The 26,611-nt window shown below is 73.6% G+C and carries 22 protein-coding genes; 9 read left to right on the forward strand and 13 right to left on the reverse strand.

Annotation, left to right across the window (positions count from 1 at the left end):
- Nucleotides 1–70 precede the first annotated feature (70 nt).
- Nucleotides 71–610 (reverse strand): ATP-binding protein, encoded by a 540-nt coding sequence (locus AB0M97_RS11480; RefSeq protein ID WP_365960579.1) that lies wholly within the window; start codon nt 608–610, stop codon nt 71–73.
- A gap of 195 nt (nt 611–805) precedes the next feature.
- Nucleotides 806–1,129, reverse strand: a complete 324-nt coding sequence (locus tag AB0M97_RS11485) for a hypothetical protein (RefSeq protein WP_365960580.1) — start codon at nt 1,127–1,129, stop codon at nt 806–808.
- 347 nt (nt 1,130–1,476) lie between these two features.
- Here AB0M97_RS11485 and AB0M97_RS11490 point away from each other — a divergent pair, with 347 nt between their 5' ends.
- Complete coding sequence (locus AB0M97_RS11490; protein ID WP_365960581.1) at nt 1,477–2,601, forward strand: PLP-dependent cysteine synthase family protein; 1,125 nt, start codon at nt 1,477–1,479, stop codon at nt 2,599–2,601.
- A gap of 48 nt (nt 2,602–2,649) precedes the next feature.
- Here the strand turns inward: AB0M97_RS11490 and AB0M97_RS11495 are convergent, their stop codons facing one another.
- The gene (locus AB0M97_RS11495) at nt 2,650–3,120 is read right to left on the reverse strand and encodes an SRPBCC family protein (RefSeq protein ID WP_365960582.1); all 471 of its coding nucleotides are present in this window, start codon (nt 3,118–3,120) and stop codon (nt 2,650–2,652) included.
- A 103-nt stretch (nt 3,121–3,223) separates the two neighbouring features.
- Nucleotides 3,224–4,057: a DeoR/GlpR family DNA-binding transcription regulator gene (locus AB0M97_RS11500; protein WP_365960583.1), complete on the reverse strand. Its 834-nt coding sequence runs from the start codon at nt 4,055–4,057 to the stop codon at nt 3,224–3,226.
- 290 nt (nt 4,058–4,347) lie between these two features.
- Between AB0M97_RS11500 and AB0M97_RS11505 the strand changes: the two genes are divergently transcribed.
- Nucleotides 4,348–6,753 carry a hypothetical protein gene (locus tag AB0M97_RS11505; RefSeq protein ID WP_365960584.1) on the forward strand — a complete coding sequence of 802 codons (2,406 nt, stop codon included), beginning with the start codon at nt 4,348–4,350 and terminating at the stop codon, nt 6,751–6,753.
- Here the strand turns inward: AB0M97_RS11505 and AB0M97_RS11510 are convergent.
- From AB0M97_RS11510 to AB0M97_RS11525, 4 genes are all read right to left on the reverse strand, one after another.
- A complete protein-coding gene (locus AB0M97_RS11510; protein WP_365960585.1) occupies nt 6,723–9,161 on the reverse strand; it encodes a right-handed parallel beta-helix repeat-containing protein in 2,439 nt (812 codons plus the stop codon). The two genes, AB0M97_RS11505 and AB0M97_RS11510, sit on opposite strands and share 31 nt — an antisense overlap.
- A 107-nt stretch (nt 9,162–9,268) precedes the next feature.
- On the reverse strand, nt 9,269–9,874 hold the full coding sequence (locus AB0M97_RS11515; protein ID WP_365960586.1) for a hypothetical protein: 606 nt from the start codon (nt 9,872–9,874) through the stop codon (nt 9,269–9,271).
- A gap of 196 nt (nt 9,875–10,070) precedes the next feature.
- A complete protein-coding gene (locus tag AB0M97_RS11520; RefSeq protein WP_365960587.1) occupies nt 10,071–10,898 on the reverse strand; it encodes an MOSC N-terminal beta barrel domain-containing protein in 828 nt (275 codons plus the stop codon).
- A 42-nt stretch (nt 10,899–10,940) separates the two neighbouring features.
- Nucleotides 10,941–11,369 carry a DUF6643 family protein gene (locus AB0M97_RS11525; protein WP_365960588.1) on the reverse strand — a complete coding sequence of 143 codons (429 nt, stop codon included), beginning with the start codon at nt 11,367–11,369 and terminating at the stop codon, nt 10,941–10,943.
- Between the two features lie 294 nt (nt 11,370–11,663).
- Between AB0M97_RS11525 and AB0M97_RS11530 the strand changes: the two genes are divergently transcribed.
- Complete coding sequence (locus tag AB0M97_RS11530; protein WP_365960768.1) at nt 11,664–12,911, forward strand: TerD family protein; 1,248 nt, start codon at nt 11,664–11,666, stop codon at nt 12,909–12,911.
- Between the two features lie 13 nt (nt 12,912–12,924).
- Here AB0M97_RS11530 and AB0M97_RS11535 read toward each other — a convergent pair whose 3' ends face one another.
- Nucleotides 12,925–14,115 carry a glycosyltransferase gene (locus AB0M97_RS11535; RefSeq protein WP_365960589.1) on the reverse strand — a complete coding sequence of 397 codons (1,191 nt, stop codon included), beginning with the start codon at nt 14,113–14,115 and terminating at the stop codon, nt 12,925–12,927.
- A gap of 57 nt (nt 14,116–14,172) precedes the next feature.
- On the opposite strand from AB0M97_RS11535, the gene AB0M97_RS11540 reads away from it, so the two are divergent.
- Both AB0M97_RS11540 and AB0M97_RS11545 read left to right on the forward strand, forming a co-directional pair.
- Nucleotides 14,173–14,958: an aspartate/glutamate racemase family protein gene (locus tag AB0M97_RS11540; protein WP_365960590.1), complete on the forward strand. Its 786-nt coding sequence runs from the start codon at nt 14,173–14,175 to the stop codon at nt 14,956–14,958.
- Between the two features lie 321 nt (nt 14,959–15,279).
- Nucleotides 15,280–15,837 (forward strand): hypothetical protein, encoded by a 558-nt coding sequence (locus tag AB0M97_RS11545; RefSeq protein WP_365960591.1) that lies wholly within the window; start codon nt 15,280–15,282, stop codon nt 15,835–15,837.
- A gap of 149 nt (nt 15,838–15,986) precedes the next feature.
- Here AB0M97_RS11545 and AB0M97_RS11550 read toward each other — a convergent pair whose 3' ends face one another.
- Nucleotides 15,987–16,958, reverse strand: a complete 972-nt coding sequence (locus tag AB0M97_RS11550; RefSeq protein WP_365960592.1) for an O-antigen ligase family protein — start codon at nt 16,956–16,958, stop codon at nt 15,987–15,989.
- 354 nt (nt 16,959–17,312) lie between these two features.
- Between AB0M97_RS11550 and lnt the strand changes: the two genes are divergently transcribed.
- The 4 genes from lnt (at nt 17,313) to AB0M97_RS11570 (ending at nt 22,498) form a co-directional block, all read left to right on the forward strand.
- Nucleotides 17,313–18,932, forward strand: coding sequence for an apolipoprotein N-acyltransferase (lnt, locus tag AB0M97_RS11555; protein ID WP_365960593.1), 1,620 nt, complete (start codon nt 17,313–17,315; stop codon nt 18,930–18,932).
- 67 nt (nt 18,933–18,999) lie between these two features.
- On the forward strand, nt 19,000–19,479 hold the full coding sequence (locus AB0M97_RS11560; protein WP_365960595.1) for an NUDIX domain-containing protein: 480 nt from the start codon (nt 19,000–19,002) through the stop codon (nt 19,477–19,479).
- Nucleotides 19,480–19,533: 54 nt separating this feature from the next.
- Entirely contained in the window at nt 19,534–20,334 is an 801-nt protein-coding gene (locus tag AB0M97_RS11565; RefSeq protein WP_365960596.1) for a 3-hydroxybutyrate dehydrogenase, read from the forward strand.
- 304 nt (nt 20,335–20,638) lie between these two features.
- Nucleotides 20,639–22,498: a GAF domain-containing protein gene (locus AB0M97_RS11570; RefSeq protein WP_365960769.1), complete on the forward strand. Its 1,860-nt coding sequence runs from the start codon at nt 20,639–20,641 to the stop codon at nt 22,496–22,498.
- 46 nt (nt 22,499–22,544) lie between these two features.
- Here AB0M97_RS11570 and AB0M97_RS11575 read toward each other — a convergent pair whose 3' ends face one another.
- The 3 genes from AB0M97_RS11575 to AB0M97_RS11585 form a co-directional block, all read right to left on the reverse strand.
- On the reverse strand, nt 22,545–23,939 hold the full coding sequence (locus AB0M97_RS11575; RefSeq protein ID WP_365960597.1) for an MFS transporter: 1,395 nt from the start codon (nt 23,937–23,939) through the stop codon (nt 22,545–22,547).
- Between the two features lie 232 nt (nt 23,940–24,171).
- A complete protein-coding gene (locus AB0M97_RS11580; RefSeq protein ID WP_365960598.1) occupies nt 24,172–25,374 on the reverse strand; it encodes a glycoside hydrolase family 64 protein in 1,203 nt (400 codons plus the stop codon).
- A 302-nt stretch (nt 25,375–25,676) separates the two neighbouring features.
- Nucleotides 25,677–26,573, reverse strand: coding sequence for an NAD(P)-binding domain-containing protein (locus AB0M97_RS11585; RefSeq protein WP_365960599.1), 897 nt, complete (start codon nt 26,571–26,573; stop codon nt 25,677–25,679).
- Nucleotides 26,574–26,611 lie beyond the last annotated feature (38 nt).

Genomic DNA, 26,611 nt, shown 5'->3' on the forward strand with positions numbered 1-26,611 from the left:
CGGCTGTTCAGCGCGGAGCTCACGGTCGACGGTTTCGTCACGTCGACGCCGCGCTCCCCCGACCAGGAGTTCAGATACGCGACCGGGCGGGAGCGTGATGCGGTCCGCGGACGTCGAGGGCCGGTTCGAGGACCGGCTCGACGGTCGTGACCCCGGGGCGCACACGGGTCGTCCGCTCCCCGGCGTACAGCCGGGAAAGCACGGACCCGGGCGGCGCGGGCGTGGGCAGCGTGAACCACACGACCTTGCCGGACTCGCCGTCGGGCCGCACCCCCCAGCTCTCGCTGACCGCGGCCACCATGGCGAGCCCCCGCCCGCACGTCGCCAGCGGCTGGGCGTCTCCCACTTCCGGGAGGCGCGGATCGTGGTCGCGCACCGAGACCGTCAACCGGTCGAGCAGCAGCTCGATCTCCACGGTGCACGTCTTGTCGGGCCGGGCATGACGGTGGACGTTGGACAACAGCTCCGTCACACCGAGCATCGCCCGGTCGATCAGGGAATCCATATGCCAGTAGCGCAATTGCGCAGATACGATTCTGCGGACCTGGCCGATCCGCGACGGCAGGGCTTGCAGCTCCACCGTGCAGTGTCTGCTTGGGTGACTGATCACGGCTGCGACTCCCCGGTGTCAGGTCCGGAAAGAGGTCCGGAAGAACACGGAGTAGGGACACAGCAGGGCGCCTGCGTGGCACTGCCGCCTGCTGTCGTGGCCGGCGGGCTGGTTCGCAGCGTTATCGCCGGTAAACCCAGAGTGACGTAAGGACAGCGTGACCCAGGGCATGAGGTACCGCAACTCGCGCACATCTCAGTGGCCGCGCCCCGCCGCTCTGCGTACCGCTTCGACGAACGTGCGGGCGGCCGGCGGCCCCGACCCGCCCGGCGCCGGGTCGTTCTCGCCCAGAGTCAGCAGGTACCGCCTGCCGTTGAGGTCGGCGAGCGCCCTGTCGTCCGGCACGAACCAGGGCTTGGACGCGCGCACCGCCTGCACCGGCGCGCTGTCGATCTCACTGCCGTAGCTGGTGAGCAACTCCAGCCTGCCGTCGTTGATCCGGACCTGCCCGGCCCGGGTGAGCGAACGCAGCCCATTGCCGATCCGCACGCCCCTGGCCGTGAACTCCGGCTCCGCCATGTCGTTCCGCCCCCTTGCGCGTGTGCTCGGGCCGCCGGACCGTGCTCTCGCCCGGGGCCCGTCCGGCTGCTGTCGTGATCCAGTGTGCCCCGGTTCGGGACCTCGGCCCCGCCCGGTGCAGTCTGCCTTCGCCGCGCGCAGAGCACCAGTGCGCGCGGGCCCCTTCGTGCCGGGTGCCCGGAGCATTGGAGCGCACGCGCCCCCGCCCCATGCGCCCCCTGCCCCAGGAGTGCCTTTGGTCGGCTCAAAGATGCGTTTATGCAGGTGAGAAGCGGGGTCGAGGGTGCTTATGATCGGTGTGTCGGCCGCGCGACGCGCCGTCGGCGCGCAGCCTAAGGAGCACCGCCGTGAGCACCCCACAGCAGATCAGACCCGGCGAGACCCTCGACGTCGACCGCACCGACCCCGCCTACCGGGCATGGCTGAAAGAAGCCGTCCGCAGGGTCCAGGCCGACGCGAACCGCTCGGCCGACACCCACCTGCTCCGCTTCCCGCTGCCGGAGCACTGGAACATCGACCTGTACCTGAAGGACGAGTCGACCCACCCGACCGGCAGCCTCAAGCACCGCCTCGCCCGCTCCCTCTTCCTGTACGCGCTGTGCAACGGCTGGATCCACCCCGGCCGCCCGGTGATCGAGGCCTCCAGTGGCTCGACGGCCGTGTCCGAGGCGTACTTCGCCAAGCTGATCGGCGTGCCCTTCATCGCCGTCGTGCCGCGCACGACCAGCCGCGAGAAGTGCCGACTGATCGAATTCCACGGCGGGCAGTGCCACTTCGTGGACGACCCGCGCACCATGTACGAGGCGTCGGCCGCCCTCGCGGCGCAGACCGGCGGCCACTACATGGACCAGTTCACCTACGCCGAACGCGCGACGGACTGGCGCGGCAACAACAACATCGCCGAGTCGGTCTTCCGCCAGCTGCGGCTGGAGCGGTACCCGGAACCGGCCTGGATCGTCGCCACGGCCGGCACCGGCGGCACCTCGGCGACCATCGCGCGCTACGTCCACTACATGCAGTACGACACCCGCATCTGCGTCCCCGACCCGGAGAACTCCTGCTTCTTCGACGGCTGGACCACCGGCGACCCGGACGTCACCTGCGACTGCGGCTCCCGCATCGAGGGCATCGGAAGGCCCCGCATGGAACCGAGCTTCGTGCCCGGCGCCGTCGACCGCATGATGAAGGTGCCCGACGCGGCGAGCGTCGCCGCCGTACGGGCACTGGAGTCGGCCATCGGCCGCAAGGCCGGCGGCTCGACCGGCACCGGGCTGTGGAGCGCGCTGAAGATCGTCGCCGAGATGGTGGCCGAGGGACAGCAGGGGAGCGTGGTGACGCTGCTGTGCGACCACGGGGACCGGTACCTCGACAAGTACTACTCGGACGCCTGGCTCGCCGAACAGGGCCTGGACATCGCGCCCTACACCCACGCGATCACGACCCTGCTGAAGACGGGCGTCTGGTCCGGCTGACTCCAGCTGCACCGTCGGGCGCCGGACGTCCGGTCCGCCCGACCCCGCCTACACCGTCAGGCGCCGGTCCAGCGCCGCGAGCGAGTCGCGGAACGCCCGTCCGAGCCCCGCCCGGGCCAGGTTCAGCGCGCCGCAGAACGGCACCGTCCCGTCCGCGGCGAGCGTCCACTGCACGCGCGTGCCCGTCCCGATCGGCACGAGCCGCCACTCCTCGGCCACGGCACGGGCGCCGGGCACGTTGGTGACGTCCACGCGATGGGCGTACACGTCGGGCGCCTCCGACACGAGGACCGTCTCCAGGAACCGCGCGCCGCCCCTGAGCCGGACGTCGCGCCCCGCCCCGTCCCGCACCGGCCGGGCCACCGCCACCGCCGAGAACCACTCGGCCCAGCCCACCACGTCGTCGGCGAGCGCGCGGAACACGGCCGGGGGAGGGGCGGTGATGCCCCGCGCGAAGACCAGTCGGACCGGCGCGGTCCGGACGAAGTCGTGGTCGACGGGGCGCAGACGGTGAGCCATGGGTCCAACTCCCTTGCACGGGGCCTGAGTCCAGTAGGTGCACAGCAGCTGATCGGCGGGCCGGAACCGTGCGGCTGCGCGCGGGGAGGGCCCGGTTCGGTCCTCACTCCTCGATGTCGTCGTCCTCGGTCTCGCCCGCGACCACGATCCGCCGCAGGTGCTCCGAGACCTCGGAGCGCGCCTCGGCCGGCAGCCCCGAGTCCGTCACCAGCGTGTCGACCTGCTCCAGCGCCGCGAACGAACTCAGTCCCACCACACCCCACTTGGTGTGGTCGGCGACCACCACCACCCGGCGCGCCGACTGCACGAGCCGCCGGTTGGTCTCCGCCTCCGCCAGGTTCGGCGTCGACAGGCCGGCCTCGACCGATATGCCGTGCACACCGAGGAACAGCAGGTCGAAGTGGAGCGCCGCGATCGCCTGGTCGGCGACCGGACCCACCAGCGAGTCCGACGGGGTGCGCACCCCGCCGGTCAGCACGACCGTCGCCGCGCCCTGCCGCGGCCCCGAGGTGCGCTGCGCGGCGTGGAACACGTCGGCGACCCGCACCGAGTTGGTGACCACCGTCAGATCCGGCACGTCGAGCAGCTGGTGCGCCAGCGCGAACGTCGTCGTACCGCCCGACAGCGCGATCGCCGCGCCCGGTGCGACCAGCCCGGCCGCCGTCCGCGCGATGTCCTCCTTGGCGGTCAGCTCCAGGCTCGACTTGGCCTCGAAACCCGGCTCGTGCGTGCTGGCCTCGGCCACCGGCACCGCTCCGCCGTGCACCTTCTCCAGCACGCCCTGGCGGGCCAGCGCGTCAAGGTCGCGGCGGACCGTCATGTCCGACACGCCGAGCTTGCGCGTCAGCTCGTTGACCCGCACACCACCCCGGCGCCGGACCTCGTCCAGGATCAGGGCGCGCCGCTGCTCCGCGAGGAGGTTCTGATTCTCGCTCACGTATGCTCCGGTCCTCTCGCCTCAAGCCGCCGTCCGGCACACCCGGCGCACCCGCTCCGACAAGGCGTCCCACCGGCCCCGGTGCGCGGACGTCCCATCCTCGCACGCCGCCGCACACGCCGCGTCACCACCCGGTCCGATGTGCACATGTCACATTGGCACCGGACGGGACACACCTGCCGCACGGATCGCGGAGATTCCGTGCCGACGCGTGCGCACCCGCCCGGAACGGGAGATCCTGTTCCCGCACACCGGCATACCGACGGCGCGTCACGGGGGAAGTGCCAACAGTGGAACGTGCGCAGGAACGCCCGACGACGGGCGACACCGGCAGTCCGGCACCGCGGCTCACGGGAGCCGCCCTGGAACTCCTCGTCCACGGAGTGGGCGGGACGACACCCGGGGAGATGCTCAACGATCCGCGCACCGTGCGGATCACCGGCGACAACATCGCGGCCGTCTTCCGGCGCGCCGACGACGTCGACGCCGAGAACGACCCCGCCACGGGCACCGGCACCCGGCGCGACGGCCCGGTGCCCGAGGCCTACGTCTGGTGCAACCTCACCTCCGGCAACGGCTCCCGCGCCCTGTGGCTGCTGCTGCTGCCGTTCATGGTGGCCAACCTCGCCCACTGGATGCGCCCGAGCACCCACGGCCGCAGCCGGACCGTGCGCCTGTACGGGCTGCTGGTGCGGCTCGCGGGACTGTCCCTGACCGTGCTGCTCGTGGCCGCCGCCTGCGAGGTCGCCCTCGACCTGACGGCCTGGCAGTGCGCGGGCACCGCCGCGTGCGCCGAGCGGCACTCCTGGCTCGGCTTCCTGTCGCCCGAGGCCACCGGCGACGGCTGGTGGAGCCGGCCGGGGCGCCGCCTCGCACTCGCCGCCCTGGTGCCCGCCGCCCTCACCTGCCTGCTCTGGTACCTGTCCCGGCGCACCTGGAGCGCGTACGAGGCCCAGCAGCCCATGCCCCGCACCCCCGAGACCGAGGAGGACCTCGCCGACTCCGCGCCCACCGCGCTCGGCCGTCCCGGCTTCTGGTACGGCCGGCGCCTGGTGGCCCGGCTGCGCGCCGCCCACACCGCCGCCGCGCTGCTCACCGTCGCCGCCGCGGTCGGCATCTCCGCGGCCCGCTTCGACCGCGAGCCCGGCGGCCCCGCCCTCCTCGGCACGGCCGGACTGCTGCTGGAGGCGGCACTCGTCGCCGGCGGCGCGGTCGTGCTGTGGGTGGTGTGCCGCCGCGGACGCAGCGAACGCCGCCTGGACGCCGAGCTCGACGAGACCGTCGTCCGCGGACTCCCGCTCGGCGCCCTCGCCCTCCTCGCGCTCTCCCTGGTCTACGCCGGCTGGGAGCGGCCCGGCTGGGAATCGTCCGGCCGGCTCCCCGGCGACGCGACCTTCGGCGCCATAGCCCTGGGCCAGGGGCTGCTCGTGATCGCCCTCGCTGCGGTCGCCCACCTGCTGCACCGCACCAAACCCGACCCGCGCGCCGCCATGCGCGGCCTGGGCGGACCCGCCGTCGCCATGCTGGCCTGCGCCCTGGGCGGCGTCATGTCCGGCGGCGTGTCCCAGCGGGTCTCCGACTGGCTGGACGGCACCGGGGGGTCCATCCCCGGCCCGCCGGTCATGCTGACCTGGCAGGCCTCCGCGATCCCGCCGCTGCTCCTGCTCCTGCTGGTGCTGTGCGCCGAACTGGCCCGGCGCACCTGGCTGCTCGCCCGCGCCGAACGCGCCGCCGTGGAACGCGATCACCCGCACGAGGTCCGCGACCCCGGCCGCACCCGCCGCATCGCCGCCGTGCGCGCCATGGCCCGGCTCACCGACCGGGCACCCCTCATCGTCGCCGTCACCTCCACGGCGACCCTGCTGCTCGGCGCGGGCGCGCTCGTCGGCGCCCTCACCACCGACGACACCCCCGGCGACGCCGCGAGCGGTTCGAACGACTTCGTGCAGGGCGCCGCCGAGACCGCCGAGGCGCTGGGCTCCTGGCTCATAGGGTTCGGCTTCATACTGTTCGTCACCTGGGGCCGCCGCGCCTACAAGGACCCCTCCGCGCGGCGCACCATCGGCATCCTGTGGGACGTCGGCACGTTCTGGCCGCGCGCCGCCCACCCCTTCGCACCGCCCTGCTACGCCGAGCGCGCGGTGCCCGACCTGACCTGGCGGATGGCGACCTGGACCCGCGTCACGGGCGGCCGTCTCGTCATCTCGGGGCACTCGCAGGGCAGCGTCCTCGCCGCCGCGGCGGCCTGGCAGCTCGCGCCGTCCGCCCGCAAACGGGTCGCGCTGCTGACGTACGGCTCACCGCTGGAGCGGCTGTACGGCCGGTGGTTCCCGGCCCAGTTCGGGCCGGAGGCGCTCGGTTCGCTGCACCAGGAGGTGGACTGCTGGCGCAACCTGTACCGGGTCACCGACCCCATCGGCGGCCCCGTCCGGCTGTCCGGCGGCGACTGCGGCCCCGGAGTGGACCGAGAGGCCCTCGAAGACCCTCTCGCGTACGGCCGTACCGACCTGCATCCGCTGCCCGCGCCGATCCTCGGTCACTCCGACTACCAGGCCGACCCGGCGTTCGCCGAGGAACGGCAGCGGCTGCTGGCCCGGCTGCGCCCGGACGTGCCCGCACCCCGTGGCGCCGCGCGGGAGGGCGGGCCGGGCCCGGACGAGGACCCTCAGAGCAGCTCGGGCACATCCTCGGCGTAGAGCAGGGTCAGGTCGTCCTTGCTGGGTTCGGCCAGCTGGGCGACCCGGCTCGCGTGCCGCTCCACCATCGCCTCGAACGTCTGCCGCGCCGTGCGGCCGTTGCCGAACGCCGGGCCCTTGGGGATCGCCGTGAAGTACTTCAGCAGCGCCTCCGCCGCGCCCGGCGCGAGCCGGTACTCGTGCTCCTCGGCCTGTTGTTCGACGATCCGCAGCAGCTCGTCCGGGCCGTAGTCGCCGAAGGTGATGGTCCGTGAGAAGCGGGAGGCCACGCCCGGGTTGACGGACAGGAACCGCTCCATCTCCGCGGTGTACCCCGCGACGATGACCACGACGGCGTCGCGGTGGTCCTCCATCAGCTTCACGAGCGTGTCTATGGCCTCCCGGCCGAAGTCCCGGCCCGAGTCCTCCGGCGACAGGGCGTACGCCTCGTCGATGAACAGCACGCCGCCGCGCGCCCGCTCGAAGGCCTCCTGGGTGCGGATCGCCGTGGAGCCGATGTGCTCGCCGACCAGGTCGACGCGGGACACCTCCACGAGATGGCCCTTCTCCAGCACGCCGAGGGAGGCGAGGATCTCGCCGTACAGCCGCGCCACCGTCGTCTTGCCGGTGCCGGGCGAGCCCGTGAAGACCAGGTGCCGCTTGACGGAAGCCGCCTTCAGCCCCGCCTGCTGCCGGCGCCGGCCCACCTCGATCATGTCGGTCAGGGCCCGCACCTCGCGCTTGACGCTCTCCAGGCCGACCAGCGCGTCCAGTTCGCCCATCACGTCCTTCGCGGACCGCGCCGGCTGCTCCGGCTGCGCGGCGGCGACGAGGGCCTCCTGCTCGGTGGTGCGCTGCCCGGGGATCGTGCCGAGCAGGCCGGCCGAGGGCGTCGCCGTCTGCACGGCCGTCTCCCGGGCCGCGGGCGGCGTGAGCCCGCCGCTCTCGTCGCTGGTGCAGTCCTCGACGACCGGACCCGCACCCGAGGCGGCGTCCGTCCCGGCGTCCGCGAACTCGTAACCCCCGCGCACGCAGCGCTCGGTGCGGCACTTCTTCAGCGTCGTGCGGCAGCCGTCGATCACGTGGAAGCCGTAGCCGCCGCTGCCCGTCACCCGGCAGCCCAGGAAGCTGCCCCGGCCGCCCGCCGAGACGTAGAACCCGGCCTCGGCGGGGGACTCGACGGTGCAGCGCTCGATGGTCGGGTCGGCGCCCTTGGTGACGATCACACCGGTCTGCGTGCCCGTCACGGAGCAGTTGCTGAGCGTGCCGCCGCTGCCGTGGTCGCGGAACCACGCCCCGGTGGCGGCGCCGCTGATGCGGCAGTCGTCGAGCTGCGCCGTCGCGCCGTCGCTCACCGACACCGCCGTGTTGCGCACCTGCGTCAGGTCGCTGTCCACGACGTCCGCGCGGGAGCCGCGGTCGAGGACGAACAGCGCGTCCGGCACGTCGTGCACCCGGCAGGAGTCCAGCACGGCCGTCGCGCCGTCGCTGACCCACACCGCGGGATAGTCGCCGGTGCTGTCAAAGATCTCGCACTGGTTGGCGTCCACGCGCGTGCCCGGGTCCCACACCGACAGGCCGTTGCGGCCGAACTGCCGCACGCTGGTGCGGGTCAGCGTCAGCACGGACCGGGACCGCAAGTCGACCGCGTTCTCCGGGATGTCGTGGATGCGGCAGTCCGCGAGCGTCAGCACGGCGTCCGTGTCGAGCGTGACACCGTCCCCGGTGGTGCGGTGCACGTCGCAGTCGGTGAGGTGAGCGGTGGCCCGGCCGGTGACCTGCACGCCGCTGCCCCGCACCTCGTAGACCTCGCAGCCCACCGCCTCCAGCGCGGAGTTCTCCCCGGTCGCCGTCAGGCCCGAGCCCGCCGCGTGGTGCACACGGCAGCGGTCCAGCCGCGGATGGGCGCCGCCGCGTACCGCGACACCCGCCTGACCGGCCGCGACGACCTCGCACTCCTCGAACACCCCGCCGCCGCCGTCGAGCACGGCGATGCCGATGCCCGCCGGATTGTCGACCGTGCAGCGCCGCACCGTGGGCCGGGCGCTGCCGCGCACCTCGATGCCCGCGGCGGACCGGGTGACGACCCGGACGTCCAGCAGCTCCGGGGTGCCTTCCTCCACCAGCAGCGCCGGCGCCGCCGCGTCCTGCCCCTCCACGTGCAGGTCCTGGATCACGGCCGAGGCCCGCACGGTGAGCGGCACGCCCTCGGTCGGCGCGATACGGACCGAACCGGCGGAACCCTCCGGGCCGCGCAGGGTCACCGCCCGCTGGACGACGAGGTTCTCCCGGTAGGTGCCGGGCGCGACGGTGAGCACGTCACCGTCCGTCGCGGCCTCCAGGGCGGCGGCGAGCGTCGCGTACTCACCCGTGCGGCGCCGCCACCGCGATGTGCCGGTGTGCGTCACCTGGACCGTGCCCTGTGCCATGGCGCTGCTGTGCCCCCACCTCGTCGTACGCGGGTTGTCGCCGATCGGTTCGGCCGGTCCACCGTAGCGTGTGCGCAGGCGGTGAGTTGACCGGAGGCGGAAGGCCGTCAGCTGCCGGCGCCGGTCCTGCCCCAGTCCGGGCCCGCCCGGTCCCAGGCCTGGTCCCAGCGCGCGTATCTGCGGCGGACCATGCGCCACAGGACCAGCCGCCGCCCCGCCTCGAACAGCCCTGCGGTCAGCAGGGCCGCGCCGAACCCGGCGAGGACCGCGTGCGTCGTCGCCGTGGCGGAGTCGAGCGGCCGGGCCACCAACCGGCCCTGCCGGTCGGTCCACAGCGCGAAGCGGTCGCCCGGGCGCGGGTCCGTGAGACCGGCCATGACGGTGCCGCGGCGCGTGGTGCCGTCCGGCGCGGTCCAGTGGGCGAGGACCCGGCTGCGCAGGTCGCGTCCCGAGCTCGTCTCCGGGTCGGTGTCCCGCAGGGACCGGTCGAGACGGCGTATCACGAAGGCCCCGACCAGGTGCCGGGTCTCGTGCTGGTCGCGCACGGAACGCTGCAGGGCGTCCTCCGCCGCGCCGCCCACCAGGATGCCGACCACCGGCGCCACGAGGAGGACGAGCAGCAGGGCCACCAGGGCGAGCCAGGCCTCGGCCAGGTCGGTCGCGCGGCACAGCGGATTGTGCCGCCAGCGCCAGAGTCCGCTGATCGCTCGCACGGGCCGCACCCCCTTCCCCGCTCCGTGATAACCCCCGGCGGAGCCGCACATCCGGAACCTCGGCGAAGAGAGAGCCACATCACCCTGCACGCGCCGGGACCGGAGTCCTCACGACCTCCTCACACAACGCCAACGGGCCTGGTCCGCCGCGGGTTCCCGTCCCCACGCCGCCGCTCCGCCGGGTCGGCCGGACGCTTCAGCCGACGACGCGGACCGGGTCGCCCACCCTGATCGTGCCGGGGGAGAGGGGCACCAGGTTTTGCCCGAAGACGAGCATGCCGTCGATGCGGCGGTGCCGGCCCAGCGTGTGCAGCGGCTCCTTGCCGCGCTCGGCGCTGCTCTGGTCGGTCGTGGTCACGACGCAGCGCCCGCACTTCTTGGCGACGCGGAAGTCGACCTCGCCGATGGACACCCGCTGCCAGCCGTCCTCGGCCCAGGCGTCGGTGCCCGTCACGACCACGTTCGGCCGGAAGCGGTTCATGGGCAGCGGGCCCTCGTCCGCGTGCTCACCCTGCGCGATCAGGGAGTTGAGGGCGTCGAGCGAGGCGGTCGTCGTGACCAGCAGCGGATAGCCGTCGGCGAACGAGACGGTCTCGCCCGGCAGCGCGAACCGCGGGTCGACGGGCCGGCAGGCGGCCGGGTCGGCCATGTGCACGAGGCGCACGTCGGCGCCGAGGAACGCGCTGCACCAGGCGTGCACCGCCGCGTCCTCGGCCGGAACGGCCTCGATCTCGTCCCGGAAGATCTGCACGGGCACCGCCGCGGCCGGACGCGGCACGGGCACCGTCAGCGGCTCGGCGCCCGGCGCGGACAGCCGGACGCCGCCGCCGGGCAGCAACTCGGCGGCGGCCGTCGCGAGGCGCGGCTGCTGACGCTGTGTGACGACCCTTCCCCCGTCGTCGACCAGCATCCAGCGCCGGTCCCCGGCCAGCCCCCAGGGCTCCACGCCGGCCTGCCGGGGCGAGACGCCCCGGAACGCCTTGACCGGGTGGATGTGTATCGACAGCAACTGAGCGTTCCCCATGGGGTCATCGTGCCAGGCGGCACCGACAGTCCGGGGAGCGCCTCAGTAACCGCGGTACTGCTGGTTGTTGTACGGGTCCTGATAGGGCGCCGGGGCCGGCCGGGGAGCCGTGGGGCGCATCGCCTCGTAGCCGACGGGCGCCGCGGGCCGGGGCTGGTACTGCTGCGGTCCGGGGTAGCCGCGCGGGGCGGTGGCCTGCTGCGGGATGTACGCCGCGGGCGCCTGCTGCAGCGGAGCGGGCTGCTGCGCCTGCGGATAGCCGTAGGAGGGCTGGGACGGGGCCGCCGGGAGGGCGGGCAGCGCTGACGGCAGGGCGGGCAGCTGGCCGGCCGGCATGTCGTAGGCGGCGGGGACCCGGATCGGGGCGATCTGCGGGGTGCCCCGCTCGGCCACGAGGGAGTCGTAGATCGGAGTGTCCGGGAAGGAGGCGGAGTAGTAGCCGCCACCATAAGTGGAGCGGGGGGAGGTCATGGCACATAAGTTAAGCCCACGATGTGCTGGTTGGGGAGACCGATAAGAGGGTTGTTTTCCGTGCCCGGGGTGACGGGGGATCCCCAATGCGAGCGAAGTCGGCAAAAAGGGGCGGCGAGCAGGCCCCTGATCCTGTAAAGGCCGAGTTCCGAGCGGGTTTACAGCGGTTGGACAGCTGTCTGTCCACAGCCCTCGTGACGGTTCGGGAACGTGGAATAGGTTGTGCGGGCAGACATCGGAAAGGGCGGCCGGAACCGGCCGGCGCGGTGACACGTGATGGGGGCGGACATGTCCATGCCGAAGGGATCGAATACGCCGGTGCCGACGTCGGCACTGCGGGTGGAAGTGGGGTGGCGTTCCGGACCGGGCGTGCCCGACGCGGACGCCTCGGCGCTCCTGCTGGTCGGCGGGAAGGTCCGTTCCGACGACGACTTCGTCTTCTACAACCAGCCGGCGCACACCTCCGGCGCGATCCGCCACGAGGGCAAGCAGAACACCGGCGGCCGGGTCACCGACACGCTCCTCGTCGACCTCGCGCGCGTGGAGCCCGCGATCGAGACCGTCATCCTGGCGGCCTCCACGGACGGCGGCGCCTTCGGCCAGGTCCCCGACCTGTACATCGAGGTCCGCGACGCCGCGCAGGGCACCGTCGCGGCCCGCTTCGACAGCACCGGCGCGAGCGTCGAAACGGCCTTCGTGCTCGGCGAGTTCTACCGCCGCCAGGGCGCCTGGAAGTTCCGCGCGGTCGGCCAGGGCTACGGCAGCGGACTCCAGGGCCTGGCCACGGACTACGGCATCTCCGTGGACGAGCCGCAGCAGGCCGCGCCCGCGGTGACACCGCCTCCCGTGACCGTGGCGCCCCCCGTCGCCCCGCCCCCGCCGGCCGCGCCCCCAGCCGCCCCGGTCCGGCTGACCAAGGTGACGCTCACCAAGGCGGCCCCCTCGGTGTCCCTGACCAAGCAGGGCGGCACCTCGGGCCAGCTGCGCGTGAACCTCAACTGGCAGGTCCGCAAGCAGTTCTCCGGCTGGGCGAGCAAGCTGGGCCGCTCCATCGCCATGCACGACGACCTCGACCTCGACCTGTGCGCCCTGTTCGAGCTCAGCGACGGCCGCAAGGGAGTCGTCCAGGCCCTCGGCAACGCCTTCGGGTCCCTGCACCAGCCGCCGTACCTCCACCTCGACGGCGACGACCGCACCGGCGCCGTGGCGACCGGCGAGAACCTCACCGTCAACCTGGACCACAAGGACGACTTCCGGCGGATCCTCGTCTTCGTCACCATCTACGAAGGCGCCCGCTCCTTCGCCGACCTGAACGCCACGGTCACCCTCCAGCCGCAGCACGGCGCCGCGATCGACTTCTCGCTCGACGAGTGCACGGTCCCCTCACCGGTCTGCGCCCTCGCCCTGATCACCAACAACGGCGGCGACCTGGTCGTCCAGCGCGAGTCGCGCTTCCTCGTCCCCGAGCGCGGCGTCAGCCCGCAGCGAACCGTCGACCACGCGTACGGCTGGGGCATGAACTGGACGCCGGGCCGCAAGTGAACCGGGACGGCGCTCAGCCCTCCTCGGGCACCGCGTCCGGGCGCGCGTACGTGCGGCCCTTCCAGGCCGCGCCGCGCCCCTGGTAGTGCCGCACCGCGGAGTCGACCGTCATCAACAGGTAGAGGAACGCGGTGAACGGCAGCAGGGGAGCGAGCCACAGGGGCTGCCGGTAGTACCGGAGCATCGGCACGTACGTCCCGGTCATCACCAGCCACGCGAGCGTGCCGGACAGCGCCGCCGCCCGGTCCCCGCCGGCCGCGCCCACGGCCACCGCCACCGGCGGCACCAGGTACACCAGGGCGAGCCCGGCGACCGTGCCGGCCAGCAGGACGGGACTGTGCCGCAGTTGCGCGTACGCGCTGCGCGCCACCATCCGCCACAGGTCGCGCAGCGCCGGGTAGGGGCGCACGCTGTCGACGCGGTCGGCAAGGCCCAGCCAGACGCGGCCACCGCTGCTCTTCACCGCCCGCGCGAGCGCCACGTCGTCGATGACGGCGTGCCGGATGGCGTCCGGGATCCGCGCCCGCTCGGCGGTCTCGGCACGCAGCAGGACACAGCCGCCCGCCGCGGCAGCCGTCCGCGTGCCTCTCCCGCTCCTCGTCTCCTTGCCGATGCGCCGGAAGGGATACAGCTGCGCGAAGAAGTACACGAACGCCGGCACGACGAGGCGCTCCCAGGCGCTCTCGACCCGCAGCCGCGCCATCTGCGAGACGACGTCGAAACCGCCCGTGCGGGCCGCCGCCACCAGCTCCCGCAGGCTGTCCGGCGCGTGCGCGATGTCGGCGTCCGTCAGCAGCAGGTACTCGGGCGCACGCGCGCGTGCCAGCCCGACGCCGTGCCGCACCGCCCAGAGCTTGCCCGTCCATCCCGCGGGCGGCTCACCCGGCGAGTCCACGGTGAGCGGCAGGCCGCCGTGGAGGCGGGACAGCTCCCGGGCCAGTTCCCCGGTGCCGTCCGTACTGCCGTCGTCCACGAGGAAGACCTCTGCCCGGCCCGGATAGTCCTGGGCGAGCAGCGACGGCAGGCTCGCGGGCAGCACCGCCGCCTCGTCGCGCGCCGGGACGACCACGCACACCGGCGGCCACGTCTCCGGTTCCCGGCGCGGCGGCAGCCTGACGTCCGTGCGCCAGAAGAAGCCCTGGCAGAGCAGCAGCCACAGCCAGGCGGCGAGTGATCCGGCGGCGGTCCACGCGATGGCGCTCACGTCCGCAGTCTGCCCCACGGCACGGGCCGCGGACGGCTCATCGTCTATCGTGGCCGGGTGAAGATCGCGCTCATGGACTCCGGAATCGGTCTGCTCGCGGCCACCGCCGCGGTACGGCGTCTCCGCCCCGACGCCGATCTCGTCCTCTCCCTCGACCCCGACGGCATGCCCTGGGGACCGAGGACCCCGCAGGACCTCACCGAGCGCGCGCTCGCCGTCGCCGAGGCCGCCGCGGCGCACCGGCCCGACGCCCTCATCGTCGGCTGCAACACCGCCACCGTGCACGCCCTGACCGCGCTGCGCGCCCGGCTGGAACCCGGCATCCCGGTCGTCGGCACCGTTCCGGCGATCAAGCCGGCCGCCGCGGGCGGCGGGCCCGTCGCGATCTGGGCCACCCCCGCCACCACCGGCAGCCCTTACCAGAAGAACCTCATCCGGGACTTCGCCGCCGGCGTGAGCGTCACCGAGGTGCCCTGCTGGGGGCTCGCGGAGGCCGTCGAGCACGCCGACCAGACGGCGATCGACGCCGCCGTGGCCGCCGCCGCGGAACTGACGCCCGACGACGTGACGACCGTCGTCCTGGGCTGCACCCACTACGAACTGGTCGCCGAGCGCATCAGGGCCGCCGTCCAGCGCCCCGGCTTCCCGCCGCTCGTCCTGCACGGGTCCGCCGGGGCGGTCGCCGCCCAGGCGCTGCGCCGGATCGGCGCCGGGCCGCAGCGGCGCGCCGCCGCGGGCGGCACCCTGACGGTGCTGCTCAGCGGCCGGGAGGGCCCGCTGCCCGCCGCCGCGCTGTCCTACGAGGAGGGGCGGATGCTGCGGACGGTCGCACCGGCGGGGTGAGCGCGGCGGCCGGGTCGCGCATCGGGATCGGATCCGCCGTGTCCGGGTCGGCGTATCCGGATCGCCCCCGCAGCGCCCGGGCCGCGCACCGGAAGGGGATCCGCAGCGTTCGGGCCGCGCGGCAACGGAACCGGAGCCCGGAGCACGCGGGCCGCGTATCGCGATCCGACGTGAAGCCCGCAGGCCGGGTATCGGAATCGGAACCGCGGCGTCCGGGCCGCACCCCGGAACCGCAGGCGCGTATTCCGGCCGCGCCCGTCCGGAGCAGTCGCCCTCCGCGACGAGGGTCCCGCGCGGCGGAACCTGAGTACCCTCGGAGGCATGAGGCACCACTCCCACAGCACGGGGCACGGCGCGGACGGCCCGCACCCCGATGTCTGGACGGGACGCGCCACCAACCGGGCCCAGTGGCTGGCGGCGCTCGCCGGTGCGGGCTGCCTGGCCCTCGGTATCGGGCTCGCCGTGGACTCCGCGTGGACCACCGAAATCGCCCCGCTGGCCATGGCGGTCGTCGGCTGCATCGCGGCCGGTCTGCTGGTCCTCTTCGGCACCCTCGCCTTCGTGCACGTGGCGCTGCGCGTGGACCAGGACTGGCTGGAGGTGCGCTGCGGCCACATCGGCGTGCCGCGCCGCCGCATCCCGCTCTCCCACGTCGCGGGCGCCGACTTCGCCCCGCACGTCACGCCGCGCCACTGGGGCGGCTGGGGATACCGCTGGCGCCCCGAGAGGGGCACGGCCGTCGTCGTACGCGGTGGTGAGGGCATCGTGCTGCGGCTGTGGGACGGGCACACGTTCACGGTCACCGTGGACGACGCCGAAGCGGCGGTGCGCGTCATCAGGGACCGGCTGCGGCCGACGACACCCGGTTCCGCCCACTGAACCGGCGCCCCGTACGGCGGTGTGCGTCAGCGGCGGCAGGGCGGCGCGTGGGACACCGACGGCGACCGTCCGGCCCGGCGGCGTACGGCGGCACGTCCGCACCTCGGCACCGCGATCACCCGGCGGGCCGGTCCTGCCGGCGGTGTGCGTCACCCAACCGGCTCCGGCGGGTCGTCCGTGAACGGCCGGGCCGTGGCCAGGCCCGCCAGCACTCCCGCGCCCACCGTGACCGCCGTGAAGCTGAGCGCGTTGCCGACCGACGCGATGGCCGCCAGCACCGTCAGGGCGGCGCCCGCCGTGAGCGCGATCGGCGTCGGGCGCGGTGTGCGCCACAGCGCGTGGAGCAACCAGCCGAAGGCCGCCGCCAGCAGGACCACCCCGACGACGCCCTGCTCGGCCGCCTGCTGAAGCGGCGCCGAGTGCGGCTTGCCGTCGGACAGCAGCGAGCCGGCCGCCGTGGCGCTGAGTTCTCCGAAGCGCCCCGGGCCGACGCCGAGAGCGGCGTCCTGCCCGGCCATGCCGAGCGCGTCGTGCCACAGCCGTACGCGGTGTGACGTCAGCTGTTCGTCCACGGCCGAGGCGAGTCCGCCCGGCAGGCGACGGGCCGCGACGGCCGGGATCAGGACGGCCACCAGGGCCGCGACCAGCGCCAGCCCCGCGATGCCCGCCCCGCGGTGCCGCATCCGTCCGGCGGCCAGCGCGCACAGCAGCACCGCGCCACAGGCCACGCACCCGGCGGTGGAGCCGAGCGCGGCGGCCGTCACCGCGGCCCCGACGGCCGGCACGCTCAGCACGAGGCGTGCCGCGCGGGTCGGGGCGGCCCAGACCGCGCAGCACGCGGCACCCGCCGACAGGGCCAGCACGGCCGCGGTGGCCCCCGCGTGCCCGAGCGGCGTGACGATCTGCGGCCCCGGCGCGAGGTGCGGAACGGCGACCGTCAATACGACGCCGGCCAGCGCCCAGGCGCACGGCGCGGCGACCGGCAGCAGCGCGCCGGAGATCCGGCCCGCGGCGTAACCGGCGGCGACCGCCAGCACCGCGAGCAGCACTCCCTCGGGCCGTCCCCCGTGTGCGGCGCCCGTGATCAGCGACCAGACGGCGCAGGCACCGAGGATCGCCACCCCCGCCACATCGGAAACGCCGTCCCTTCCCTCGTCCCACACGCTGTGCCGTCCGACGTGCGCCGACTCCGCAGACGCCATCATCCCCGTGAGACCCACCCCGCCCCCCGAACCACGTCGCCCCCGACCTGTGACAGTCCCGGCCGCGCGCCCGCGACAGGGCCGGGACCAGGACGTGGCCACCGTAACGGCTGGTGGACGGTTTGTGGAGAAGTTGCGGACGGGTCATGTGGAGCGGTGGGGGTGCGGTGGGGGCTGAAGGACTGGTACTGCGGCCGGGAAGGGGGTGGCGGCGGGGCCGGGCGCCCCGGGCCGCGCTGTCGGTGCGCAGGTCAGCCGCCGTACACTCCCGGAGTGACCGTCACCGCAACCTCCGTAGGCGAGTCGGACCGGCTGGAGCCCCGGGCGGCGTCCGCGTCTCGCGGCGCACGTCTCGCGTGGCTCGCGCGTCTCACGCCGTCCGCCGCGGCGGTGCTCTCCGGAGTGCTGCTCTACGTCAGTTTCCCGCCGCGGACGCTGTGGTGGCTGGCCCTGCCGGCCTTCGCCGTCTTCGGCGGGGTGCTGCGCGGGCGAAGCTGGAAGGCGGGCCTCGGTCTCGGCTACCTCTTCGGCCTCGGCTTCCTGCTGCCGCTGCTGGTGTGGACCGGTGTGGAGGTGGGCCCCGGGCCCTGGCTGGCGCTCGTCGCGGTGGAGGCGGTGTTCGTCGCGCTGGTCGGCGCGGGCGTCGCCGCGGTCTCGCGGCTGCCCGCCCGGCCGGTGTGGGCCGCGGCGCTGTGGATCGCGGGCGAGGCGGCACGCGCGCGTGCGCCGTTCAACGGCTTCCCCTGGGGCAAGACCGCCTTCGGGCAGGCGGACGGCGTGTTCCTGCCGCTCGCCGCCCTGGGCGGCACCCCGGTGCTCGGCTTCGCGGTCGTGCTGTGCGGTTTCGCGCTGTACGAGGTCGTCCGCCTCGCCCTCCGGGCGCGCCGCACGCGTGACGTACGGCGGGGCGCCGCCGCGGCGGCCCTGCTGGGCCTGGCCGTGCCGGTCGTCGCGGCCGTCGCCGCCCGCCCGCTGGTGAGCGACGCGGCCGAGGACGGCACCGTGACCGTCGCCGTCGTACAGGGCAACGTGCCGCGCGCGGGCCTCGACTTCAACGCCCAGCGGCGCGCCGTACTCGACCACCACGCGCGTGAGACGGAACGCCTGGCCGCCGCGGTCCGGGCCGGGACGGTCGCCCGGCCCGACTTCGTGCTGTGGCCCGAGAACTCGTCGGACATCGACCCGTTCGCCAACGCCGACGCGCGTGCCGTGATCGACGGCGCCGCCAGGTCGATCGGCGTGCCCATCTCCGTCGGCGGTGTCGTGGAGAAGGACGGCAGGCTGCTCAACGAGCAGATCCTGTGGGACCCGGCCGACGGCCCCGTCGACACCTACGACAAGCGGCAGATCCAGCCGTTCGGCGAGTACCTGCCGCTGCGCTCGCTCATCGGGGCGATCAACGGGACCTGGACCTCCATGGTCCGCCAGGACTTCAGCCGGGGCAGCGAGCCCGGCGTCTTCACCGTCGGCGGCACCCGCGTCGGCCTGGCCACCTGCTACGAGGCCGCCTTCGACTGGGCCGTGCGCGACACCGTCACCGACGGGGCGCAGATGATCTCCGTGCCGAGCAACAACGCGACCTTCGGCCGCAGCGAGATGACCCACCAGCAGCTCGCCATGTCCCGCATCCGGGCCGTCGAGCACAGCAGGGCCGTGACCGTGCCGGTGACCAGCGGTGTCAGCGCGGTCATCATGCCGGACGGGACCATCACGCAGAGGACCGGCATGTTCGTGGCCGACTCACTGGTCCAGGAGGTCCCGCTGCGCTCGTCGCAGACGCCCGCCACCCGGCTGGGCATCCTGCCCGAGATCGCTCTCGTGCTGGTCGCGGCCGGTGGCCTCGGCTGGGCGATCGGCGCGGGTGTGCGCGGCCGACGCGCGGGTGACGTGTAGCCGTACGACCGCCGTACGCCCCCGGAACCGGCCGTGGCGGCGCAATCCCGCCGTTAGGGTCGGCCTCATGGCAACTCCTGAGTTCATCCGCTCCCTGCGGGCATCGGCCGGTCAGCAGCTGCTGTGGCTCCCCGGAGTCACCGCGATCGTCTTCGACGACGCGGGCAGAGTGCTGCTGGGGCGCCGTTCGGACAACGGCAAGTGGTCGCTGATCGGCGGCATCCCGGACCCGGGCGAGCAGCCGGCGGCCTGCGCCGTGCGGGAGGTCCACGAGGAGACGGCGGTGCACTGCGTCCCGGAGCGGGTCGTCCTCGTGCAGGCGCTGGAACCCGTCAGCTACCCCAACGGGGACATCTGCCAGTACATGGACATCAGCTTCCGCTGCCGCGCGGTCGGCGGCGAGGCCCGGGTCAACGACGACGAGTCGCTGGACGTCGGATGGTTCGAGGTGGACGCGCTGCCGCAGCTGAACGAGTTCGCGCTGCACCGGATCAAACTGGCGCTGTCGGACACGCCGACGTGGTACGACCCCATCCCTTCCCTGTGAAGTGTGGGTGGTGAGCACATGGGGCGGTGGGGGGCCGCTGCCTAGGGTCGAGCCATGACCGCGCCCAGTCCCTTCCCGGGTCCCCACGCCTCCCCGCTCGACCTCGGTGGCCGCACCGCCCTCGTCACCGGCGCCGCCGGTGGCATCGGCCGCGCCTGCGTGCTGCGGCTGGCCGCCGCCGGGGCGAAGGTCAGAGCGGTCGACCGCGACGCCGCCGGCCTGGAGGCGCTCGCCGAACCGGCCGCCGGCCTGCCGGGCACCGTCGAACCGCACGTCCTCGACCTCACCGACCTGGACGCCGCCGAACACGCCGCCGCGGGCACCGACATCCTGGTCAACAACGCCGGGCTGCAACTGGTCAGCCCCATCGAGGACTTCCCGCCCGACGTCTTCCACACCGTGCTCACCGTCATGCTGGAGGCCCCCTTCCGGCTCGTCCGCGGCGCTCTGCCGCACATGTACGGACAGGGCTGGGGCCGCATCGTCAACATCTCCTCCGTCCACGGCCTGCGCGCCTCGCCGTTCAAGGCGGCCTACGTGTCCGCCAAGCACGGCCTGGAGGGCCTGTCCAAGACGGCCGCGCTGGAAGGCGCCCCGCACGGCGTCACCTCGAACTGCGTGAACCCCGGGTACGTCCGCACCCCGCTCGTGGAGAAGCAGCTCGCCGACCAGGCCCGGGCCCACGGCATCCCCGAGGAGCGCGTGCTGTCCGAGGTCATGCTGCGGGACACCGCCCTGAAGCGGCTCATCGAGCCGGACGAGGTAGCCGAGGCCGTGGCGTACCTCTGCGGACCCGCGGCGTCCTTCGTGACCGGCGCCTCGCTCGTCCTCGACGGCGGCTGGACCGCGCACTGACCACCGGCCCACCGGCCCGGTGAGTTTTCCACAGGCCTGCCGGACGGACGGGGCGATGGTGAATCCTGTGAGCATGTCCCGCGATCACGTGCAGTCGGCCGAGCGCTCCACCAGTGGCACCGAAGCCAGGGGGGAGCGCTCGGCTCCCTGTGCCGCCAGTTCCGGAGTTGGAGCGGCTGTGGCCGGAGCCGCGTCCGTCGATGAGGGCGCCGCCGTCCGCACCGGGGCGGACCCCGTCGATGAGGGCGCCGCCGCCGTCCGTGCAGGGGCCGCGTCCGGCGACGCCGAGGCGCCGTATCTCGAGCTGCTGGCCAGAGGCGCGGCGGCCGACGCCTACGAGCAGCCGGTGCTGCGGGCCCGCGCCCAGGGCGCGCCGGCCGAGCGGATCGCCGCGCTGGAGCACGCGAAGCTGCTCGCGCTGCGCGTCCGCGCCGAGCTGGAGGGCAGGCGCCGCCGGGAGGCCGAGCTGTCGGCCCTCTTCGAGACCGCGCACGACCTGGCGGGCCTCAGGGACCTGGACGCCGTCCTCCAGGCGATCGTGCAGCGCGCCCGCTCCCTGCTGGGCACGGACGTCGCCTACCTCAGCCTGAACGACCCGGAGCGCGGCGACACCTACATGCGCGTCACCGAGGGCTCGGTCGCCGCCCGCTTCCAGCAGCTCCGCCTCGGCATGGGCGAGGGTCTCGGAGGCCTCGTGGCCCAGACCGCACGCCCCTACGTCACCGACGACTACTTCCAGGACGCGCGCTTCCAGCACACCGACTCCATCGACGCGGGCGTCCGGGACGAAGGGCTGGTCGCCATCCTCGGCGTGCCCCTGATGCTCGGGTCGGGCGTCATCGGCGTGCTGTTCGCCGCCGACCGCCGTGCCCGCGTCTTCGAGCGCGAGCAGATCGCCCTGCTCGGCTCCTTCGCCGCGCTCGCCGCAGCGGCCATCGACACCGCGAACCTGCTGACCGAGACCCGCGCGGCCCTCGCCGGCCTGGAGCGGGCCAACGAGATCATCCAGGACCGCAGCGCCGTCATCGAGCGCGCCTCCGACGTCCACGACCGGCTCGCCGAACTCGTCCTGCGCGGCGGCGGGGTCCACGACGTGGCCGCTGCCGTCTCCCAGGTGCTGGACGGCACGGTCGAGTTCACGGAGGCGGCCGACGCGCCCGCCGGCGCCCTGGAGGCCTCCCGCGCCGGAGGACACGCGGTGCGGCACGGCGACGCGTGGATCGCCGCCGTCACCGCGGGCGGCGAACTGCTCGGCGCGCTCGTGCTGCGCGGCCACCCCGGACTCGACCCGGTCGACCAGCGCACCCTGGAGCGCGCCGCGATGGTCACCTCGCTGCTGCTGCTCGCTAGGCGGTCGGCGGCCGAGGCGGAACAGCGCGTCCGCGGCGAGCTGCTGGACGACCTGCTCGACGCCCGCGACCGCGACCCGCGCCTGCTGCGCGAACGCGCCACCCGGCTGCGGGCCGACCTCGACGCCACGCACGTCGTGCTCGCCGCCCGCCTCGACGGCGCGGCGCAGGACGCCGAACAGGAGGCGGACGCCCGCCGTCGCCTGTGGGCCGCCGCGTCCCACCTCGCCGCGACCCGGCAGGGCCTCGCCGCCGCCCGCGACGGCGGCACCGTCCTGCTGCTGCCGCTGGGCACCGGCGACACCGCCACCGACGTGGCGCGCCGCACCGCCCGCCACCTCGGCACGGCCGTGCACGAAGCCGTCACCGTCGGCGCCTCGGCACCGGTCGAGGGCCTCGCCGCCGCCCCGGACGCCGTGGCCGCGGGCTACGCGGAGGCCAGACGCTGCCTCGACGCGCTGCGCCTCCTAGGACGCGCGGGGGACGGCGCCGCCGCCGAGGACTTCGGGTTCCTCGGGCTGCTCCTCGCCGGAGACCGGGACGTCGCGGGCTTCGTGGACCGCACCATCGGCCAGGTGGTGGCGTACGACGAGCGGCGCGGCACCGAACTGCTGCGCACGATGGACGCGTACTTCGCCTGCGGCATGAGCCCGGCCCGCACCAAGGACGAACTGCACGTCCACGTCAACACGGTCGCCCAGCGTCTGGAGCGCGTGGGCCGGCTCCTCGGCGACGACTGGCAGAGCCCGGCCCGCGCCCTGGAGATACAACTCGCCCTGCGCCTGCACCGTCTGTCGGCACCGGTACAGCACTGACCCCCGTACGCGCGGGGCGTACGGGGGGCGGTCGGTGCGGGCCGGGTCAGACCCTGTGCGGGTCGGCCGCCGGGGTCTTCGCCGGCGCGCGGTCGGCGGTGGGCGTCACGTCGGACAGGTCGCGGTTGCGGGTCTCCTTGGCCGCGAGCACGGCGATCACCGTCACGAGCGCGGCGGCGATGACGTACAGGGCGATCGGGGTGGAGCTGTCGTAGTCCGCGAGCAGAGCGGTCGCGATCAGCGGGGCGGGCGCGCCGGCCGCGACGGAGGCGAACTGGGCGCCGATGGAGGCACCGGAGTAGCGCATCCGGGTGGCGAACATCTCGGAGAAGAACGCCGCCTGCGGTGCGTACATCGCCCCGTGCAGCACCAGGCCCACGGTCACCGCGAGGAGCAGGGCGCCGAACCCGCCGGTGTCGATGAGCGCGAAGAACGGGAACATCCACAGGCCGATACCGACCGCTCCGATCAGATACACCGGCCGGCGGCCGACGCGGTCGGACAGCGCGCCCCAGAGCGGGATGACCGCGAAGTGCACGGCCGAGGCGATCAGGACCGCGTTGAGCGCGGTCTGCTTGGAGACACCGGCCGAGGTGGTGGCGTAGACGAGGATGAAGGCGGTGATCACGTAGTAGCTGATGTTCTCGGCCATGCGCGCGCCCATGGCGACGAGAACGTCACGCCAGTGGTGACGCAGGACGGCCACGAGCGGCATCTTCTCGACGACCGCGTCCACATCGGCCTTGCGGGCCTCGGCCTGCGCCAGCGCCTCCTTGAAGACGGGCGATTCGTCGACGGACAGCCGAATCCACAGGCCGACGATCACCAGCACACCGGACAGCAGGAACGGAATGCGCCAGCCCCAGCTCTCGAAGGCGGAGTCCGACAGCACGGCGGTGAGCAGCGACAGCACACCGGTCGCCAGCAGCTGGCCGGCGGGGGCCCCGGTCTGCGGCCACGAGGCCCAGAAGCCGCGCCGCCGCGCGTCCCCGTGCTCGGAGACGAGCAGCACGGCCCCGCCCCACTCACCGCCGAGCGCGAAGCCCTGCACGAGACGCAGCACGGTCAGCAGCACGGCCGCGGTGACCCCGATGCTGGCGTGGGTGGGCAGCAGACCGATGGCGAAGGTCGCGCCGCCCATCAGCAGCAGGCTCAGCACCAGCAGCTTCTTGCGCCCGAGCCGGTCACCGTAGTGCCCGAAGACCAGGGCGCCCAGGGGACGGGCGGCGAATCCGACCGCGTACGTGAGGAACGACAGCAGGGTGCCGACGAGCGGGTCGGAGTCCGGGAAGAACAGCTTGTTGAAGACGAGCGCGGCGGCGGAGCCGTAGAGAAAGAAGTCGTACCACTCGATGGTGGTGCCGATGAGAGACGCGGCGACGATGCGCTTGAGGCTGTTCGGCGTCGGGGGAGCGGGTGGGGCGCTAGAGGGCGACGACATCGGCACCACTTCCTGGCATTTGGCGGGGACGTTTGCGTGTCGCCACACAGTAGGAACGTGCCGGGCGTTGACGTATGTGGTGGGACACCATAGTTCTGGGCACTGGGGTGCGTGCGCCCACCATGGGACGGTAGAGCAGGACCGCCCGATGCGAGCAGCGCGTCAGTGTGCTGTCGTGTCGGACGGTCCTGGTGGCGGTGGGGTCTGGCGGACGCCTGCCCTTATGGGGCGGTCAGTTGAACGGGTCCAGGGTGAGGAGGGCCTGGCGGGGGTTGGCGTCGTGGACGAGGGACTCGTGGTGGCCCACGTCGTCGAAGGCGAAGGCGTAGGCCTTGCCGTCGGCCATCTGGGCGTGGATGTGCCGGGCGTAGTGGTTGGTGACGGCGTCCTGGTAGAAGCCGGCCGAGCTGGTGTCGGGCTGGTTGGGGTTCGTGAGGAGGGTGGAGCGGTTGAAGCCGGCGCACAGTGTGCGGGAGATGGGGCCGCGCACCTGGTCGTTGGGGGCGTCCAGCCGCTTGTGGCAGCCGAAGACGGAGTCGGCGTCGGGCTTCTGGAAGCTGGTGACCACGGCGCCCGAGCTGTTGGTGAAGTTCATGACGTCACCGGAGACCCTGCCGTAGTACTTGGTGCTCGGCTGGTGGGCGAAGGGGGTGACCGTCAGTGTGGAGGTCGTGTACTTGCTCCAGACGCGGTTGATGTAGTTGTCCATGACCGAGGCCGGCAGGGCGCCGGTCTCCAGCCCGTACAGCGGGGCGAGTGCCCGCAGTACGGTGCCGTCGGACCGGGTGTGGATGAGGTTGGACCAGCCGCCGGACTGTCCCCTGAGTGCGTTGAAGAAGCCGTTGTATCCGCCGGGCTTGAGCCGGCCGGTGGTGGCGGTGCTTCCGTCGGAGCGCTCCACGCCCACCGAGTAGGGCACGGCGAACATGTCGACCTGCGAGCTGTTGAACCACAGCCCGGAGTCGTTGAGGGTGTACTCCGCCCAGTGGAAGAGGATGTTGCGGTTCGGGTCGGACGGATTCTGCACCGCCGGCTGCACCAGACCGCCGGTGGCCAGCTTGAACACGAGCTTCTGCCCGAAGGACATGTAGATGCGGCCGGAGAACTTCGGCATCCGGATGGTCATCGACTGGCCCACGGCCGGGCCCGGTATCGCGGCGTCGGGGGCGGGAACCGGCGGGTTGCCGCCGGCGGGCCACGGGTGGAACGTGCCGCTCGCGTCGGCCCAGCCCTGGCGTCCGGTCGACAGCTCGGTGCCGACGTTGTAGAGGTACACCTGCTGGCCGCGGGCCGAGTTGTTGGTGATTTTCAGGGGGATGGTCGCCGGGACCGCCGCATGGGCGGGTGTCGTCGCGCCCACGGCGAGCAGTGAGCCCGCCAGGGCCAGGACCATGGCCACCACGGCCAGTGCCCGCCACCTCAGTGTGCTGATCATGCTCTGCTCTCCTTCGGCTGTTGCCGGTGGGGAAGGGAAGCTGAAGCTGCCGTAGTTCTGAGAGCGCTCTCAGAAGCGTTCTTCGAGCGTGGCGTTATGGCGGGGACCTGTCAACCGTCGGGTCTGTCATCCGTCGGGTTCGTATCCGCCGGGTCCGTCATCCGGTGGTCCGTCATCTTGTGGCTGTCACCCCCTGACGCCGGTGACGTGAGGGAACTGATGGGCTGGAGCGTGCTGTTTCCAGCCAATCTTCGGCGGTCGGGGTCGGCGCGGGTGGTGCGGCTCGGCCCGCGAGCTGTCGGTCAGCGCAGCAGCAGGTCGATCACGCCCGTCAGGTCCTCATCACCGCTGCCCTCGGCCAGGCGGCGGCGCATCAGGCGGAAGTAGGGGGTGAGCAGTTCCGGGCTGACGCCCTGCTGCTCGGCCGTGCTCAGGAAGGTCGGTGTGCCCGCCACCTGCATGGCGAGGGTGGACACGACGCCCTGGGTGTAGTCGCCGCTGCGCAGCTGGCCGGCGGTCTGGTGCACGGCCGGGGCCATCGCGACGAGCCAGTCGGCCAGCAGCGGGGCCAGTGACGTGGGGTCGATGTCCTCCTTGCGGATCAGGGCGAAGGCGTGCGCGGCCCCGGCGAACATCCCGTACATGGCGCTGAGCAGTGCCACGTCGTGCAGGGCCGCGAAGCCCGCGTCCTCGCCGACGTAGCGGGTGCCGGCCGGCACGGCCAGCGTCGGCCGGTGCCGTTCGAACAGGTCGTGTGAGCCGCTGTAGAAGACGTAGCCGCCGGCCTCCGGGACGCCGATCATCGGGGGGACGGCCATGATCCCGCCGTCGAGGTAACGGGCGCCGCGTGCGCGGGCCCACTCGTCGCGGGCGCGGGCCTGGGCGGGGGTGCTGGTGGTCAGGTTGACCAGGTCCTTGCCGGTCAGGTCGGTGCCGGCCAGCGCCTCACCGACCGACGCGTCGTCGAGCAGGCAGACGACGACGAGGGGGTTCGCCGCGACCGCCTCGGCGGCGCTGTCGGCGACGGCCGCGCCCTCGGCGGCGAGCGCGGCGGCGCGGGCCGGGGTGCGGTTCCAGACGGTGAGCGGGTGGCCGGTGGCGAGCCAGGTGCGGGCCAGCGCGGTGCCCATCGCGCCGATGCCCAGCAGGGTGACGGGCGTCTTCTTCATGGTGTCCTGTTCAACGGTGTTCTGTGCCATGCCGATTAGGCTGGCCAGAGGGCCCGGGGTGATCAAGT

Source organism: Streptomyces sp. NPDC051207, from assembly GCF_040682395.1.
Taxonomy (GTDB): Bacteria; Actinomycetota; Actinomycetes; order Streptomycetales; family Streptomycetaceae; genus Streptomyces.